Genomic DNA, 14,997 nt, shown 5'->3' with positions numbered 1-14,997 from the left:
TGATCCGTGACTGACCCTCGCAAGAACGACGTTGCGCGTTGTGCTCGCCAACGGTACACTCCTTCCGCGTGTCGGAGCCTCGCGATCCGTTCATGATCCTGACCTTCGTCATCCTCTACCTCATCGTCTCTGTGGGAATCGGGCTCTATGCGGCGACCCGCGTGCACAACGCGAAGGATTTCGCCGTGGCCGGGCGTTCGTTGCCTCTTCCCATCGTCGCGGCGACGGTGTTTGCGACCTGGTTCGGCGCGGAGGCGCTCATGGGTATGTCGGCCACGTTTGCCAAGGAAGGGTTGCGGGGAGTCGTGGCCGACCCATTCGGGTCGACAGTCTGCCTCTTACTGGTGGGATTATTTTTTGCGCCTCGCCTCTATCGGCTCAATTTGTTGACGGTGGGGGATTACTACCGCCTCAGATATGACCGCCGGATCGAAATCCTCTGTACCCTCTGCATCGTGGCGTCCTACCTTGGGTGGGTGGCGGCGCAATTTAAGGTCCTCGGGTTAGTCCTGCACGTGGTGACGGAGGGTTTCGTCAGCCAGCCGCTCGGCATGGTGATCGGAGCCGCTATTGTGCTGACCTACACCACCTTCGGGGGTATGTTTTCCGTGGCCATCCTGGATTTTGCGCAACTTTCGGTTATCGTCGGGGGGTTGTTGTATATCGTATCGGTCGTCAGCGGATTGACCGGAGGGGCCGAAGCCGTCATTCTCCATGCGGCACAGGCCGGCAGGTTGGACTTTTTCCCCCCTCCTGCTGTGGACGCATGGATTCCGTTCGTCGGTGCCGGTATCACGATGATGCTCGGCTCCGTACCGCAACAGGACGTGTTCCAGCGCATTACCTCGGCGAAGGATGAGCGGACAGCGGTGCGGGGGGCGCTGATCGGAGCCTGTCTCTATTTCTGCTTCTGCTTCGTGCCGATGTTTCTCGCCTATGCGGCACTCCTCGTCGATCCCGTGAAATTCGGCGCCTTGCTCGAGCACGATCCGCAACTCGTGCTGCCGTCCCTGATCGTCGAGCATACTCCCGCCTTCGCGCAGGTCATGTTTTTCGGCGCCGTCCTTTCCGCCGTCATGAGCTGCTCGAGCGCGACACTCTTGGCCCCTTCGGTGGCCTTGAGCGAAAACGTGATCAAAGAAATACTTCCTCGCACGGATGAGCGTATCCTGCTGTTCACCATGCGTATCGTGCTGGTGAGCTTTGCCGTGGTCGTGCTCGTCATTGCACTCAGCTCCGAGACGAGCATTTACATGCTGGTCGTGAACACCTACAAGGTGACGCTGGTCGCCGCATTCGTTCCGCTGTGCTTCGGCCTGTATTGGCCACGCGCGACAACCAGAGGGGCATTGTGGGCGATTGTGTTCGGGCTCGTCACGTGGATCGGAGGAGAAATAGCGGCAACGGACAACTCCGTCTGGCCGCCTCAACTGTTGGGGCTTGCAATGTCAGTTGCCGGCATGGTCGTCGGTTCGTTGTCCTCAGCGTCTCGGAGCCAGCGATTGTAATGTTCGGGCATGTCACCCGACGCGCCCGGCGCGAATCGACCTAACAGGCTGTTGACAAAGTCCGTCGGCGGCGTTCTCGCGGGATACTGCCGCCTCACTATCTCGGCGGCGTTTACAGGCGTGCCGTGCCTTATTCGGCACGGCGTGAACCTCAGAGGCTCAACGTACGGCCCGGGAAAACGACTGTTTCCACAGTCGCTGGCGGGTGGGTGAGAAAAGCCGCCTTTCTCACAGCCTGCGGGGCATGCTGATGGCAGCCGTGTCTGAGGCACGATGCCATTCCGAGGTCATCACAGGGTTTGTCAACACACTGCTAGTTCTTATACGGTAGACCATGAATGAAATGGTCGGGACAGACCTCTCCTCTTTCAGGATTCGCAAATATTTCCTGTTCCTTGGAATTGCGATCGCCTTGCTGGGTGCGGTCATGGGCGTATACGGCGCGTATCTGGCCACATTCCTTGAGCTTCCCAAGGGCGAGGATCATCCCCCATTGCGGCTTTACGCGGCTCCGTTCCAGATCAAATCGGATCTGCACGTCAAGGAAGCTCGACTCGCCGACCGCCTGCAACGGCTGGGATACAAGCCGGTGAAAGACCGTCTTGGTGTGCCGGGCGACTATCGCGTGACCGGTGAGGCGCTCACGGTGTATCTGCATGGCCAGCCGGAACAACTGGTGAGGCCGAACATGGTGAAGGCCGAAGTGGAGCAGGACGTCATCACGCGGGTGTTGTCAGAACCGGATGGAAGCCCGATTTTCCCTGTGTATCTGGAACCAGAATTGATCAGCGGATTGCGCGGCGCGTCACGGCAGGTGCGAGAATGGATACCGTTGGAGAAGATCCCGCCCCGGATGGTGAACGCGGTCGTCGCCGTCGAAGACCGTCGATTTTACTCTCACATCGGGATCGATCCGGTGGCCATTGGAAGGGCCGTCTGGCGGAATCTCACCAGAGGCGGTCTAGTACAGGGAGGCAGCACCATCACCCAACAATTGGCCAAGAATCTGTTTTATTCCCCGCAGCGGACCTTCGTGCGGAAAATGAAGGAAGCGCTCGCGGCGGTCGTGCTCGAGGTCAAGTACCGAAAACAGGAAATTCTCGAGAGTTACCTGAACGAAATCTATCTGGGACAGGCGGGTTTTGTGTCCATCTATGGGGTCGGTGAGGCCGGCCATCGTTACTTCGGGAAAGCGTTGTCAGAGTTGTCCACCGGTGAAACGGCCGTGATCGCAGGCCTGATCAAAGGGCCCAACACCTATGCCCCGACGAAAAATATTACGTCGGCGACACAGCGGCGGGACACGGTGTTACGGGTGCTCAGAGAGCAAGACCTGCTGACGGAGCATGAATGGAAGGCGGCCGTGAACGAGCCGCTTCGCGTCGCGCCGTCCGATGATGTGTTGGCTGACGCGCCGTACTTCGTCGACACGGTGCTTCGCCAAGTCGAAGACATCGTGGGTACGCCGTTGCCAGAAGGCTTGCGTATCGACAGCACATTGGACCCTATCCTCCAGCAGGCAGCGGGCGAGGCGTTGGAAGCCGGTTTGGCCAAGCTCGAACGGTCCTATCCGGCGCTCAAGAACTCGGATCAACCGCTCCAAGGCGCGGTCGTCATCCTGGATCCATCCACCGGTTCGATTGCCGCGATGGTGGGAGGACGTGACTATCGGGTCAGCCAGTTCAACCGGGCGGTCCAGGCTCGTCGACAGGTGGGTTCGCTGCTCAAACCGTTCGTGTATCTCGCCGCATTCGAAGGCAGCCGGGAAGGTACGATTCCGAATCTTACCGCAGCGACCTTGTTGGCGGATGAGCCTGTGACATTCGAATCTGAAACGGGGACATGGACCCCGAGGAATTACGATCGGCAGTTCCGGGGCACCGTCACGGTGAGAGCCGCCTTGGAACAGTCGCTCAATGTGCCTGCGGTGCGGGTGGCGAAGGCCGTCGGTCCGCGTGCCATCGTCGACCTGTTGCGTCGCGTCGGGCTGACGGGTGCATTGCCCGAAGACCTGTCGATTGCGCTGGGGAGTCCGTCCGCGACGCTGTTGGAAATCACCAGCGCCTATGGTGCCGTCGCCAACGGCGGTGTCTGGGTCCGTCCTACGGCGGTGCGTGCGGCGATTGATCGTCAGGGCCAAACGCTTTGGAGCTCGACACCGGACCGGCGGCAAGCCGTTTCTCCACAAGCCGCCTTTCTTGCCACGTCGTTAATGGAGGGCGTGATCCGGCGTGGCACTGCGGCAAGAGCGAAAACCCTCGGTCTAAATGGCGCCATTGCAGGAAAAACCGGGACGACCGACGGCTATCGGGATTCCTGGTTCGTCGGCTATAGCTCGGAGTTTGTCGTCGGCGTTTGGGTCGGGTTCGATGACGAACAGGCTCTGCGCCTGACGGGAGCCCAGGCGGCATTGCCGATCTGGATGGAAGTGGCCAGAAAGGTCATTCCATCACGGTCGCAGGTCTTTCATGCTCCGTCGGGCGTCGTGACGAAAAGCGTGGATCCGAAGACAGGGCAACTTGCTACCTCCCAATGTCCTGAACAGGTGGCCGAAGTCTTTATCGAAGGCACTGAGCCGAGCGTCTACTGCGAGATCCATGGCGGCGGGTTGTGGGAGCGGTTCCGCCAGACCTTTGGATTGTCCTGACTGACCGCATCACAGGCGCCGGGCGGGACGAGACATTGGCCGACGCCTGGTGAGGGCCGTTGATCTCGACTGGTGCATGCCGGGCCGTGATTGATTATCTGCTAGGCCGTCGTGGCGCCCTGGTGTAAGCTGTCGATGCTATTCATGAGAAGGGAGCAGTCATGAAGAAAAACGGATTCTCAGGCGACGACAGCATTACGCTCCTGGCAAAAGGCGTTCAGCTGAGAGGTGAGATTCGGGTCGAGGGCACGGTGCGGATCGACGGGCGCCTCGAAGGAGAGATTCATACGAAAGGGCAGGTCATCATCGGCGAGGATGGGTTGGTACAAGGGACGATCTCTGCCGGCACGGTCGTCAGCAGCGGCCGGATCAAGGCCAACGTCACCGCTCTCGAGCGTGTTCAGCTTCTGAAGACCGCCACCCTCATCGGTGAAATTCATGCTCCACTGTTGATGATGGAAGAAGGCGCGAAGCTTCAGGGGTTGACCGACATGGGGGTCAATTCCTGGACGGATGAGATTCCGAAATTACCCGGAATGGTTCGAGAACTTTCGTCCCACCGCGCCAAACAGGTCGTCGTGATCGAGAAGGATGCCGGCCAGTAGCAATTGCGCTGCCCCCTCCCGCCGTGTAAGATCGCCATGATCGGCAGCCGACTGTCCGTTCCCCAATTCATGACGCGATCCCAGCCATTTACCGTCGTCTTTTTCGCCCTCCTCCTCCTGCTGCTCTATCAACTGATCCTGTTGTTTCAGCCATTTTTGTTTCCCATTTTCTGGGCCGCGCTCCTGGCGCACTTCAGCTATCCATTGTACGAGCGTCTGACCCGGATGTTGGGAGGCCGCAATCTCCTCGCGGCTTCTACCTTGACGATCGGCGCGCTGGCGGTCGTCGTCATCCCGCTGGTCGTGACGGGCGTACTGCTTGTGCGGGAAGCGGTGGAGGCCGAGAAAGCCATTCGCGCATGGATCACCGGAGGGGGAGTCGAGCGTCTTCCGGAGCAGGTGGCCGCCATTCCGTTGATTGGAGAATGGCTGCAGTCGCTCGTGTCCGGAGATGGCATTCGCGGGATCCCGATGGAGCAGTCTGTCCTGACAGGAGCAAAATATTTCAGCGCATTTTTTGTCGATCAAATGGGGGGGTTTTTGAAAGACACCGTCCTTCTGGTGGCGGATTTCTTTTTCATGCTGCTGGTCCTATTCTTCTTCTATACCGACGGCAAGCTATGGGTCGATGTCCTCTATGAGCTGATCCCCCTCGACGAATCGCATAAACAGAAGATCATCGCTCGCCTCGATATCACGATCCGCGCGGTCGTAAAGGGAGTGGTGGTGACGGCGATCGTGCAGGGTGTGCTTGCGGGGATGGCCTATGGGGCGCTCGGTGTGCCGTTCCCGATCGTCCTGATGGCGCTGACGATCATTCTGGCTCCCATTCCATTGGGCGGCACGGCTCTGATCTGGGGGCCGGTGGTTGCGTACCTCTACTGGATCGGACCGTTGTGGAAGGCGCTGGCCATGTTGGGGTGGGGGGTCGGTGTGGTGTCCATGGTGGATCAACTCCTTCGTCCATGGCTCATTGGACACGATGTCGAAATTCCAATCTTATTGCTGGTATTCAGCATACTCGGTGGATTGTCGCTGTACGGAATGATCGGCCTGTTCATCGGCCCCGTATTGGTGAGCCTGCTCATCACCGCGCTTCAAATTTATCGTGAAGAGTATCAATCCCGACCGGCCACTCCCAATGTGTGACCTGTTCAGTCCAGCGGGATGGTAATGGCGATCCCACCCATCACGTCGTTGAGCTTGAAGTCGCGTTTGGGGCTGAGAGGGTGGGTGTTGTGACAGGCAACGCAGGCGATTGACACCGCCCTGTCCGGATAAATCGCTTGGAAATACTGTTTGCGACCGCTCGAGACGATGCCGGTCACCGCTTTTTCCGACGTACGGTTCAAGGACTCCAACGCCTTGCGCTCAAATTCCGTCGCCGGCGCGTTTCGTTGATAGATGGGCGTCAGACCGATCAGGCGGTAACGGATACCATATCCGCTCTCGGCGACCAAGCGCCCTGAATGCTGAAGGAACTGGGCCGGAAGAGGCAGGGCATTGTCCTGCTCCCAATGCTCGGCCGCGGTCACCACTCCCTTCTCCTGCATCCGGTTCACCACCTGAGTCGTGTAGATGGTGCGATCAGCCTGCAAGACCGCATGGACGTATTCGGCCACTTTTTCCGGAGGAATCCCCGGTGGCTTCGGTTCGTCCTTCGCTGAAAATGCCGTGGCGGCCGGCCACAGTCCTGCTATGAAGAACGAGATGACTGAGATGGCATACGTGATGCTGGTTCGTTCCATGATGCCTCCTGCGGTGAGGGCACATGTGCGATGAGCGGAAGCGTCACAAAGCAGGAGGTGCCGCGGCCTTCGACGCTTTCCAGCCGGATATCACCGCCGAATCGTCTGATGATGCGGCGGGCGACGGTCAAGCCGAGCCCTGATCCTTCGCCTTGTCCCTTCGTCGTGAAAAACGGGTCGAAGATCTTCGAAAGGTGTTCCTTGGAGATCCCAGGACCCGAGTCGGATATAGTCGTGACGACTGCAGCATCGGTCACCGACGTCGACAATCGTAAGACTCCCTGCCCTTTCATGGCTTGGAGCGCATTGAGAAGAATATTGCTGAAGGCCTGACGGAGTTGGTCGGGCATCGCCTGAATGCAGGTATCACCGGCATATTGTCTATCGACGGTGACCGCGGAAAGCTCCAGCCCGGAGGCCAGTGTGTGTAAGGCCTGGTCGAGTTCGCGTTCGAGGTGAACGGTCTGACGTTGCTCCGAAGATTCCCGGGCCGTCACACCTGTGAAATCTCGGATGATGGCGGCCATCCGCTTCCCGTGTTCGACGATATCACGCGCATAGGATTTCGCGCGCGTCGGATCCGGTTCTTCCTGAATGGCTTCTCCAAGTCCCAGAATGCCGAACAGCGGATTATTGAGTTCGTGACCGATGCCGGCGGTCAGGACGCCGAGACTACCGAACTTTTCCGCCTGAATGAGTTTATCCTGGATACGGCTGTCGTCGGTAATGTCCCGGAGCACCAGCCCGATGAGATCGGATTCTCCCGGCCGGCCTATGACAGGGAACCATTGATAATGATACAGTCTGAGTCCCACCTGCAGTTCCGTTCGCCTGTCCGTCGTGGCTGATCCGACCAGGGGCATCAGCGGATCCCGAAGGTACCGGATGTCGGGTGATGAACCCGAATTGTTCGGGACGGGAACGGAGACCTGGGCCGCCTCCTGTTCCAGTAATTCGGTTCGAAGACGCGATTGCAGCGACGCCTCGACCGGGAGAATGTCGAAGAGCCAGGGAGGATTCCCGTTGCGGTCGGGGATCCGCAATGCTTCCCGGCCGGTTCGATTCACATAGCGCACGCGTTCTTGGTCGTCGATCAAGAGGATGGGGGTGGGGACTGCGTCCAGGATTTGGTCCGTGGATTGTTGGAGATATTGGACTTCTTGAGTCTTCAGGGTCACTTGATCGTTCAACCCGGCAAAGGCCGCCTCCAGCTGTTTGTTCATCCGGTTGAATTCTTCAGCGAGGGACTCGAGCTCGTCTCCCGTATTGATCTGAATGGCCTGGCGCAGTTCCCCCCTGCCGATCGACTGCGCCGCGAGCTGCAATTGGCGAACCGGTGTGACGATGCGCGTCGCTGCAAGATAGCCGAGCGTTGCCAAGAGCGCCACCGCGATGGATCCAAACACAATCATCCAGGTGAACAGATGTTTGATCGGAGCAAAGAGTTCGTCGGATGATTGCCACACGAACGTGTGCCAGGAGCCGTTTTCGAGCGTTCCGTTCGTATTGCGGCTCGTTTCCGGCAGCGGGGCGAATCCGATGATCGATGACGAGCGCCCACCATGCCCGTCGCTCGGAGCGCTCGTCCATCCGGGGTGAAGAGGAGTAACCAGTGGAATCAGTCCGGCATCCGAGAGGCTGACGCCCGTCGGAAGGATCGGGCAGCTCATCACAATGCCTCGACTGTCGATGAGCATGACATGGCCCGTTTTCCCGAATCGAATCGGATGAATGGACGGAGAGAAAAATTCCTTGGCATCGATGACCCGATGCAGGACCCCCACTGCTTCGTATCGGAGACTGTCCATGACCGGCAGGGAAATCGAAAAGACATAGGTTCCCGCCCGTTCGTCGAAATACACATCCTCGATGTACAGTTGCCCGACCCCTTTGTTGTAGGATCCCTTCCACCAGACGCTGTCGCTGTGGGAAAACTTCGGTTCGGTCGTTATGGCGGCGACGAGCTGTCCCTGCAAGTCGGTGAGGAACAACATCCTCGTGGCTCCTCGAACGACCTGTGGGATGAGGTGGTCCGGCTCACTCCGGGTTCCCGTGTAATATTCTCGCAGGAGATTCGCGATGGGATTTTCGGTCAGAGCCTTGATGGTAGCGGGATCTTTCGCCTCCCATTTTGCCTGTTGATCGTTCTTATCTGAGGAAGAACCGGCAGAGAATCTTCGCCGAGCATCCCGTCGCTGCTCCAACTCGCGCACCACGGCGGGATCCATCGAGATACGGGAGTTTCTGGACAGCTCTTCGGCCACCAAGATATCGAGTTTTCTGGCGGCTTCAGTGGCCAGGGCTTTGAAACTCTCGCCACTGACCTCTTGAATCTCTTTCGACCCCTGCCAGAAGGCCATTCCCAATCCGACGAGAAGTGGGACCATTCCGACGAGGAGCATGGAGACGATCAGTTTGGTCTGGAGTCTCCATCCTCGAGTCGAGGCCGATGCCGGGGGCCGGATCACGGGGGCCCTTCTTGGACGGCGGGGAACGTGAGGGTAAATGTCGTGCCGGCACCGACATGGCTGTCGACGCTGATCGTGCCGTGCATCTTGTTCACAACGGTCTTGGCATTGTACAGGCCGAGGCCGGTGCCTTTTCCCGGCTCTTTTGTCGTAAAGAAGGGCTCGAAAATCTGATGCAACGTGTCCGGTTGAATGCCGCATCCCGTATCGGAGATCCGGACTTCCATCGTTTCCTTCGATTGCTGCGTCGTCAGGGTCAGCGTCCCGCCCTCGCGGTCCATGGCATGGACCGCATTGGTAATGAAATTCACGAATGCGTGCAGGAGTTCGTCCGGATTGCCTCTCACTTCGACGCCCGCCTGGTAGTGCTTGATGACGAATATGTCGTGAAAGCTTGCCGCATAGCGGGCGATCTTGAGTGCCTCGTCCAAGCGTCCGTTGACGGAGACGACCGTATCATCGCGTACGGATGACCGTCGCGCGTATTGGGTGAGGTCCCGGCAGATGGCGCTTGTTCGCCGTACGGCTTCGATGATCTCTTTCGCCTGTTCGCGGATGGTGGTCACGTCGCGTTCATCCATGAGATTTTCGGCGAGTCCCATGATCAGCTGCAGCGGATTGTTGATGTCATGCGCGATGCCGGCGGCAAACGAGCCGATGCCTGCCAGCTTCTCCGCGTGAAAAAGTTCCGCTTGAAGGTTGGACTCGTGGCGGACCAGTTCCCACAGCACGCGCGAAGCGGACCCACTCAGGACGTCTGCCGCCGGACGTTTATGCATGTGGACGAACCGTTCCATGGTCGGATCGCCCGTCACGTCCATGATCAGATTCACGCCGTGGTTCCCGATCAGATGCTCGGCCCGGTCCGTCACGGGTATATGCAGATCGCGCGCACGCTGCAACCCGGGGGCGCCACGGTCTCGATCCGAAATTCCCACGATTTCGATCGAAGGAATCTGATGAAGCAAGTCCAAGAGCGCCGTTCCTCCGCGTCCTGCACCGAGAATGGCAACCTTGATCGGCGCAAGGGTCGAGACGACGGCACTATCCGTCAGACGCTGCACAGCAATCCCTCCTGACGCCAGGAGGGGGTCCCATCGGACCCCCCCTCTGAAGTGTGTCGATATCCGGCATCAAAGATGCGCGAGCTCTCGCTGTTCCATGGCACGCGCCACCGTCTCGCGGAGCTTTTCTCCCTCCACCGGTTTGACGAGATAATCCACGACACCTTGCCGGAGCATGGAGGTGGCCATATCGGTGTCCGGGAAACCGGTCAGGACGATCAGCGGCACGCGGGGATAATGATTGCGGAAATAGGCGATAGCTTCCACGCCGTTGATTTTCGGCATGCGGATATCACAGATCACGACATCCAGCAGCAATCGATTCTCTCCCGAGTTGATGGTCTCGATGGCCTTTTCGCCGTTCTCCGCCTCGAGCACCTCATAACCGGCCTTCTGGAGCGTCATCCGCACGACCTTTCGGATATCGGCCTCATCATCAACTACTAAGATACGCCCGTTTGTCGCACTGTCCCCCATGAAAAATCCAGACGTGAATTCACCCATGACGCCCTCCTTGTATGTTTATGGATGCGAACGCTTGTTATCCAATTCACTCTTCTCCACTCTATGAAACTCGTCTCTCTCCTACTTTTTGACCATCTCATTGAGCAAGCGCTGTGCCGGTACTGATTTCTCGCAATCCGCGAGCTTACTAGGATTCTTTCGCAGGAAGGCCAGCCGCGGCTGAGGCTTGGTTGATATCAACCACCAATGGGTTGAAATCCACCACCGGAAACAATCGTACAGCGCCACGCGTCATCCGCTACCACATCTTTCGAAGAAAGATCAGAGAGCTGAACAAGACTGTTGATGCCGTCAATGCCATGATGATCGCCATGAGAACCTCCTTCTTCCTGTTCGAATATGGAGAGTGATCAATCCACGATTCGTACCAGGGCGGTAGAATGCTGCCGTCTGCTGTAAAATCAGCTGCATGCAGCAGGCACCTCAGACCCACGGCACTCGAAACATGAGGTGGCGACAAGGCGGCGCGAATCAAATTCGATTCAAGCATGAATCGAATAATGGCTGTGTTATGAAAAGAAACAGGCTCTGCGACCCGAGCAATCGAAATTGCCTTTGCGGAAGTCTGTACGGTATCCTCGCTCTGACGGGAGGTTCAACGTGATTACTGTTGAGACGCTGACGGAGTACATTAGAAAAGCGATGCCCGACGCCGCCGTGACGATGGTCGACCGTACTGGAACCCTCGATCACCTGAAGGTGACGGTCGTCTCAGAGGCGTTCCGGGATAAGAACCTTCTGGACCGTCATCGCTTGATCTATCAGGCGCTTGACGTTCCAATGAAGGACGGAAGAATACATGCGCTGGAACTGACTGCTCGAACGAAGGAAGAATCATAGGAGGAAGACATCATGGCCGACGCGATTGTCGAAGAGATCCAGAAGGAAATAGCGGCTCATAAGATCCTGATTTATGGCAAAGGGACGAAGACCATGCCGATGTGTGGGTTTACCCGTGAGACCATGCAATTTTTCGACAAATACGGGTATCCATATGAATTGATCGATGTGCTGTCTCAACCGACCAAGCGCGAGGCCCTCACGAAGATGACCAATTGGCCGACGCTTCCAAAGGTCTTTATCGACGGGCAGTTCTACGGGGATACCGACATCCTCGATCCGATGGCGGCCAAGGGAGAGATGGAACCACTCCTGAAGAAGGCGTTCGGCAAGTAGCGGGAGACATCCACTTGGACGACGTCCGCTCGTAAGTACTCTCAAATCATGCAGACCGTCCTGGCTGGCCGCTGTATGCACGGTCTTGACGCCGAAGTGACCTCACGCCTCGTCCGTCCAATACTCACGGCAACAACCTTGATTGGCAAACTCATTGGATGGAGCTGTACCGGCTTGCCGACCAGCCCGCTCCTGCCCGCCAAATGTTCTGTCATGACCGATCCGGTCAGCGTTTGGCCTCTGGAGGCGGCCAGTTCATTTCGGTGTGTCTTCCGCAATAAAAACAGGAAAGCCGGTACCGGGCTCTCCGTCGCGGGTTGGGCATTGAGGTGAAGGTAATAGGCGTGTCGTCGAACGGGCAGGTCGGCTGGTCGTGCAACAGGTGAACCTCCGCCATCATCGTCATGGACGCGACATCCCATGGCGGGGTCAATTGTTCCTTGCCCGTGATTTTCTCGGTGGATCCGCACCGTTCGCAAGTGGCTTCGAAGACTTTGATCCTGGCGTTGTGGCGGGTCAGATCGGTCACATCCATGGCCCCGTTGCAACCAGGTCGGTCGCAAGTGAGATGTTCGTGTTGAAGGGCTTGAACGAACCGGCAGTGCGCGTGCTTGTCCTCTTCCATGAACATAGGGTCTCCTTCAAATTCCCCAGGCACCGCTGATCTGGATGCTGGCTCCGTTGACGTAGCGTGCCTCGTCGCTGAGCAGGTAGCGCACGGCAGCCACGGTATCCTCCACAGTTCCGATGTATCCGGCGGGAATGCGCTTGGTCATACCCGCAAGTTCGCCCGGCGGTGCGCTGCCGGAATCAATGAATCCCGGCGAGACCGCGTTCACATTGATCCCATGCGGGGCGAGTAATTTGGCGAGGGTCCGGGTGAGGATCAGCACGCCGGCTTTGGCGATGTAATGTGCGGTCACGTCGGGTTGCGACACCATCTGGTCGGCATTGGCCATGCTGAAATTGATGATGTGACCGGCACGGCGGGCCTTCATTCCCGGGGCCACGGCTTTCGCCAGATAGAAAATCGGATGCAAATTGCCGGCGAACATCTCATTCCAGCCTTCTATGGTTTCATCAAAGAGATTCACCCGATGATAAGGGCCCGCCCCGTTGACCAGGACATCGATCCGTCCCCATTCGTGCTCCACTTCCGACACCAGTTGGGCTGCCGCGGCGGCATCCGACACATCGCACCGTCTGGCCATCGGGTTCCCGCCCCTGGTCCGGATGGCGTCGGCAGTTTCCCGGGCAGCGGTTTCGCTCGTGCGGTAGCAGAAGGCGATACTCCAGCCTTGCGCAGCCAGATCCAGCGCGACCCCCCGGCCGATGCCTTTTGCTCCGCCGGTGATCAGCGCAACTCCAGGATGTCCCATGGTTCCCATTATGCCCTCGACCGCAGACGTTTGGCGAGTAGTTCGAGGGCGCCGGCTGTGCGGGATGAAAATATACGTTGCGATTTCGGCCTCGCGTTGTCCAACGCGCAGCTCTCGATCAGTGCCCGGAGGTCATCAATCGTGTCGACATCCCGCCACGGCGCGAGCAACGCAGTACTGATTCCCCGCTGATGCGCACGTTCGCGGGTCAGCGAGAGTACGCGATCCGTGGACCAGGGGATGTCTTCGAAGAGCCATGGCGAGGGTGCGGTGAGGCCGATGAGATAGTAACCCCCATCCACAGCGGGTCCCAGCACGAGGTCGTGGTCGGTGAGGAGGCGAAGGGCGTGAGCATAATGCTCGAGCGGCAATGACGGGACGTCGGTGCCGACGATCATCACGTTCCGATATCCGCGATCGAACATCTCCGAGAAGCCACGATGCATCCTTGCCCCTAACGTGTCGCCCGATTGCTCGATGAGCGGCACGCCGTGCCGTTCTTCCATGATCTTGAAGAACGGGAGGGACGACGAGGGCGCGCAGGCCAAATAGCGGTCAAACGGAAGCCGTAATTGTTCTCTGGCGAGTTTCGTCCGTTCCAGCGTGTCCAGTACGAAACTTCCGTGGAGCGTCGCGGCTTCGTCGTGGGTCAGCGGAGGACAGAGGCGTGTCTTGACTTGACCGGGAACCGGTGCCTTGGCGAATACGACCAAGACCGCCTCGTGATGGCCCACCCGTTTAGCGGACTGTGCCATACCACGAATGCAAACGGCCGGGGGCGACCCCCAACCAATAGAGCGAGCGGAGCGCCCACATCAACAAGACCGTTTTAAGCGGGCCTCGACGTTCCCATCTCCGAAAGGAAGTCGTCACCCGTTCTCTCAGTGCCACGTGTTTGCCGTGGTGTTTCAGTCTGCGGCTGAATTCTATATCCTCCATGAGAGGAATATCCGCAAATCCCCCCATCTCCCGAAAAACCGTGCTCCTGACAAAGATGGCTTGGTCGCCGGTGCAAATGCCGGTGAGGCGTGACCGGTAATTCATGAATGTGCTGATCGTGCCGGCCCACGCCGATGGAGAGTCGAACCCCACATCAAACCGACCGCCGACGGCGCGGCGGTCCGACAGTGCGTTTTCAATCGAGCGTCTGGCGGAGCGGGGCAATTGCGTATCGGCATGGAGGAACAGCAGCACATCGCCCTGCGCGGCGGAGGCTCCCCGATTCATTTGCGAGGCACGGCCAGGAGCCGAAAACACAAGTCGAAGAGGAGGGTGTGCCGGTGGGGTTCCACCTCGCATGTGGTCTTCGATCAGCGCAACGGTCCGGTCCGCGCTTCCTCCGTCCACGATGAGAATTTCGTCGAAACCAAGATCCGCCGAATCTGTGATCGCGCGCGAGATTCTCCCTTCTTCGTTCAAGACAGGGATGACGACGCTGATGGTCACCTTTCGACTGGTCAGGCCTGCTTTTTGGGCTCGTTGAACATGAAATACATGACGATGACGACCGTCGTCCAGAACACGACTTGCTTATGCCAAAACAGCACTTCGCCATAGTGAAAGAATGCGAGTGCGAGAGCCACCGCGCCGGTCATCACACCGTATCGCACGACCAGGTTTTCGATGACCGCATTCGCCCAGACGGCGAGGCCGCAGAAATAGATCAACAGCGGAACGACGTTGATTTCGAATCCGCCGCTGATGGACAGAAACACGTTCAAGAAACCGATGAACATCAGCGCCGTGCCCACCATGAGTCCGATCACGTGCATCTGGGTGTCGGCGCCTCCGTCCGGTTCCATACGCGGAGGGGAGGGGGGCGTGCGGGGTTCGGAGTCGTCGGATTTCATCGGAGGAAGCTGAGTCGGTGCCATGGG

The 14,997-nt window shown here is 58.4% G+C and carries 15 protein-coding genes; 6 read left to right on the top strand and 9 right to left on the bottom strand.

Annotated features, from left to right (window positions below; translation table 11 throughout):
• The first annotated feature begins 92 nt into the window (after positions 1-92).
• From W02_RS08905 to W02_RS08890, 4 genes are all read left to right on the top strand, one after another.
• Complete coding sequence (locus W02_RS08905; protein ID WP_173046859.1) at positions 93-1,508, top strand: sodium:solute symporter family protein; 1,416 nt, start codon at positions 93-95, stop codon at positions 1,506-1,508.
• 334 nt (positions 1,509-1,842) lie between these two features.
• Complete coding sequence (locus W02_RS08900) at positions 1,843-4,155, top strand: penicillin-binding protein 1A (RefSeq protein ID WP_173046857.1); 2,313 nt, start codon at positions 1,843-1,845, stop codon at positions 4,153-4,155.
• Positions 4,156-4,316: 161 nt separating this feature from the next.
• The gene (locus tag W02_RS08895; RefSeq protein ID WP_173046855.1) at positions 4,317-4,760 is read left to right on the top strand and encodes a polymer-forming cytoskeletal protein; all 444 of its coding nucleotides are present in this window, start codon (positions 4,317-4,319) and stop codon (positions 4,758-4,760) included.
• A gap of 36 nt (positions 4,761-4,796) precedes the next feature.
• Positions 4,797-5,909, top strand: coding sequence for an AI-2E family transporter (locus W02_RS08890; RefSeq protein WP_173046853.1), 1,113 nt, complete (start codon positions 4,797-4,799; stop codon positions 5,907-5,909).
• Positions 5,910-5,914: 5 nt separating this feature from the next.
• Here the strand turns inward: W02_RS08890 and W02_RS08885 are convergent, their stop codons facing one another.
• The 4 genes from W02_RS08885 to W02_RS08870 all read right to left on the bottom strand — a co-directional run bounded on the left by W02_RS08885 (position 5,915) and on the right by W02_RS08870 (position 10,544).
• Positions 5,915-6,508 (bottom strand): DUF3365 domain-containing protein, encoded by a 594-nt coding sequence (locus W02_RS08885; RefSeq protein ID WP_173046851.1) that lies wholly within the window; start codon positions 6,506-6,508, stop codon positions 5,915-5,917.
• Positions 6,457-8,976 (bottom strand): ATP-binding protein, encoded by a 2,520-nt coding sequence (locus tag W02_RS08880; RefSeq protein ID WP_173046849.1) that lies wholly within the window; start codon positions 8,974-8,976, stop codon positions 6,457-6,459. The genes W02_RS08885 and W02_RS08880 overlap by 52 nt, the downstream gene beginning before the upstream one ends.
• Complete coding sequence (locus tag W02_RS08875; RefSeq protein WP_173046847.1) at positions 8,973-10,040, bottom strand: sensor histidine kinase; 1,068 nt, start codon at positions 10,038-10,040, stop codon at positions 8,973-8,975. The genes W02_RS08880 and W02_RS08875 overlap by 4 nt, the downstream gene beginning before the upstream one ends.
• Positions 10,041-10,109: 69 nt before the next feature.
• A complete protein-coding gene (locus W02_RS08870; RefSeq protein ID WP_173046845.1) occupies positions 10,110-10,544 on the bottom strand; it encodes a response regulator in 435 nt (144 codons plus the stop codon).
• 621 nt (positions 10,545-11,165) lie between these two features.
• Here W02_RS08870 and W02_RS08865 point away from each other — a divergent pair.
• Together W02_RS08865 and W02_RS08860 are read left to right on the top strand one after the other, a co-directional pair.
• Positions 11,166-11,405, top strand: coding sequence for a BolA/IbaG family iron-sulfur metabolism protein (locus tag W02_RS08865; RefSeq protein ID WP_197742192.1), 240 nt, complete (start codon positions 11,166-11,168; stop codon positions 11,403-11,405).
• A gap of 12 nt (positions 11,406-11,417) precedes the next feature.
• Positions 11,418-11,741: a glutaredoxin gene (locus W02_RS08860; protein WP_173046843.1), complete on the top strand. Its 324-nt coding sequence runs from the start codon at positions 11,418-11,420 to the stop codon at positions 11,739-11,741.
• A gap of 226 nt (positions 11,742-11,967) precedes the next feature.
• Here the strand turns inward: W02_RS08860 and W02_RS08855 are convergent, their stop codons facing one another.
• The 5 genes from W02_RS08855 to W02_RS08835 are packed head-to-tail and all read right to left on the bottom strand — an operon-like array spanning position 11,968 to position 14,994.
• Positions 11,968-12,372 carry a hypothetical protein gene (locus W02_RS08855; protein ID WP_173046841.1) on the bottom strand — a complete coding sequence of 135 codons (405 nt, stop codon included), beginning with the start codon at positions 12,370-12,372 and terminating at the stop codon, positions 11,968-11,970.
• A gap of 10 nt (positions 12,373-12,382) precedes the next feature.
• Positions 12,383-13,129, bottom strand: coding sequence for an SDR family NAD(P)-dependent oxidoreductase (locus W02_RS08850; protein ID WP_232068694.1), 747 nt, complete (start codon positions 13,127-13,129; stop codon positions 12,383-12,385).
• On the bottom strand, positions 13,129-13,875 hold the full coding sequence (locus W02_RS08845) for a TIGR04282 family arsenosugar biosynthesis glycosyltransferase (protein ID WP_173046839.1): 747 nt from the start codon (positions 13,873-13,875) through the stop codon (positions 13,129-13,131). Before W02_RS08845 ends, W02_RS08850 begins: the two co-directional genes overlap by 1 nt.
• Positions 13,859-14,566 (bottom strand): TIGR04283 family arsenosugar biosynthesis glycosyltransferase, encoded by a 708-nt coding sequence (locus W02_RS08840; protein ID WP_197742191.1) that lies wholly within the window; start codon positions 14,564-14,566, stop codon positions 13,859-13,861. The genes W02_RS08845 and W02_RS08840 overlap by 17 nt, the downstream gene beginning before the upstream one ends.
• Before the next feature lie 11 nt (positions 14,567-14,577).
• Entirely contained in the window at positions 14,578-14,994 is a 417-nt protein-coding gene (locus W02_RS08835) for a hypothetical protein (protein WP_173046837.1), read from the bottom strand.
• Positions 14,995-14,997 lie beyond the last annotated feature (3 nt).

This window comes from Nitrospira sp. KM1 (genome assembly GCF_011405515.1).
Lineage (GTDB): Bacteria > Nitrospirota > Nitrospiria > Nitrospirales > Nitrospiraceae > Nitrospira_C.
The sequence above is the reverse complement of the archived record's forward strand: the minus strand, read 5'-3'. Positions and strand labels throughout refer to the sequence as shown.

What these genes read in the sequence shown, in the direction of transcription:
- W02_RS08905 (WP_173046859.1), top strand. Translation starts at nt 93, where the DNA reads ATGATCCTGACCTTCGTCATCCTCTACCTCATCGTCTCTGTGGGAATC.
- W02_RS08900 (WP_173046857.1), top strand. Translation starts at nt 1,843, where the DNA reads ATGAATGAAATGGTCGGGACAGACCTCTCCTCTTTCAGGATTCGCAAA.
- W02_RS08895 (WP_173046855.1), top strand. Translation starts at nt 4,317, where the DNA reads ATGAAGAAAAACGGATTCTCAGGCGACGACAGCATTACGCTCCTGGCA.
- W02_RS08890 (WP_173046853.1), top strand. Translation starts at nt 4,797, where the DNA reads ATGATCGGCAGCCGACTGTCCGTTCCCCAATTCATGACGCGATCCCAG.
- W02_RS08885 (WP_173046851.1), bottom strand. Translation starts at nt 6,508, where the DNA reads ATGGAACGAACCAGCATCACGTATGCCATCTCAGTCATCTCGTTCTTC.
- W02_RS08870 (WP_173046845.1), bottom strand. Translation starts at nt 10,544, where the DNA reads ATGGGTGAATTCACGTCTGGATTTTTCATGGGGGACAGTGCGACAAAC.
- W02_RS08860 (WP_173046843.1), top strand. Translation starts at nt 11,418, where the DNA reads ATGGCCGACGCGATTGTCGAAGAGATCCAGAAGGAAATAGCGGCTCAT.
- W02_RS08855 (WP_173046841.1), bottom strand. Translation starts at nt 12,372, where the DNA reads ATGTTCATGGAAGAGGACAAGCACGCGCACTGCCGGTTCGTTCAAGCC.
- W02_RS08850 (WP_232068694.1), bottom strand. Translation starts at nt 13,129, where the DNA reads ATGGGAACCATGGGACATCCTGGAGTTGCGCTGATCACCGGCGGAGCA.
- W02_RS08845 (WP_173046839.1), bottom strand. Translation starts at nt 13,875, where the DNA reads ATGGCACAGTCCGCTAAACGGGTGGGCCATCACGAGGCGGTCTTGGTC.
- W02_RS08835 (WP_173046837.1), bottom strand. Translation starts at nt 14,994, where the DNA reads ATGGCACCGACTCAGCTTCCTCCGATGAAATCCGACGACTCCGAACCC.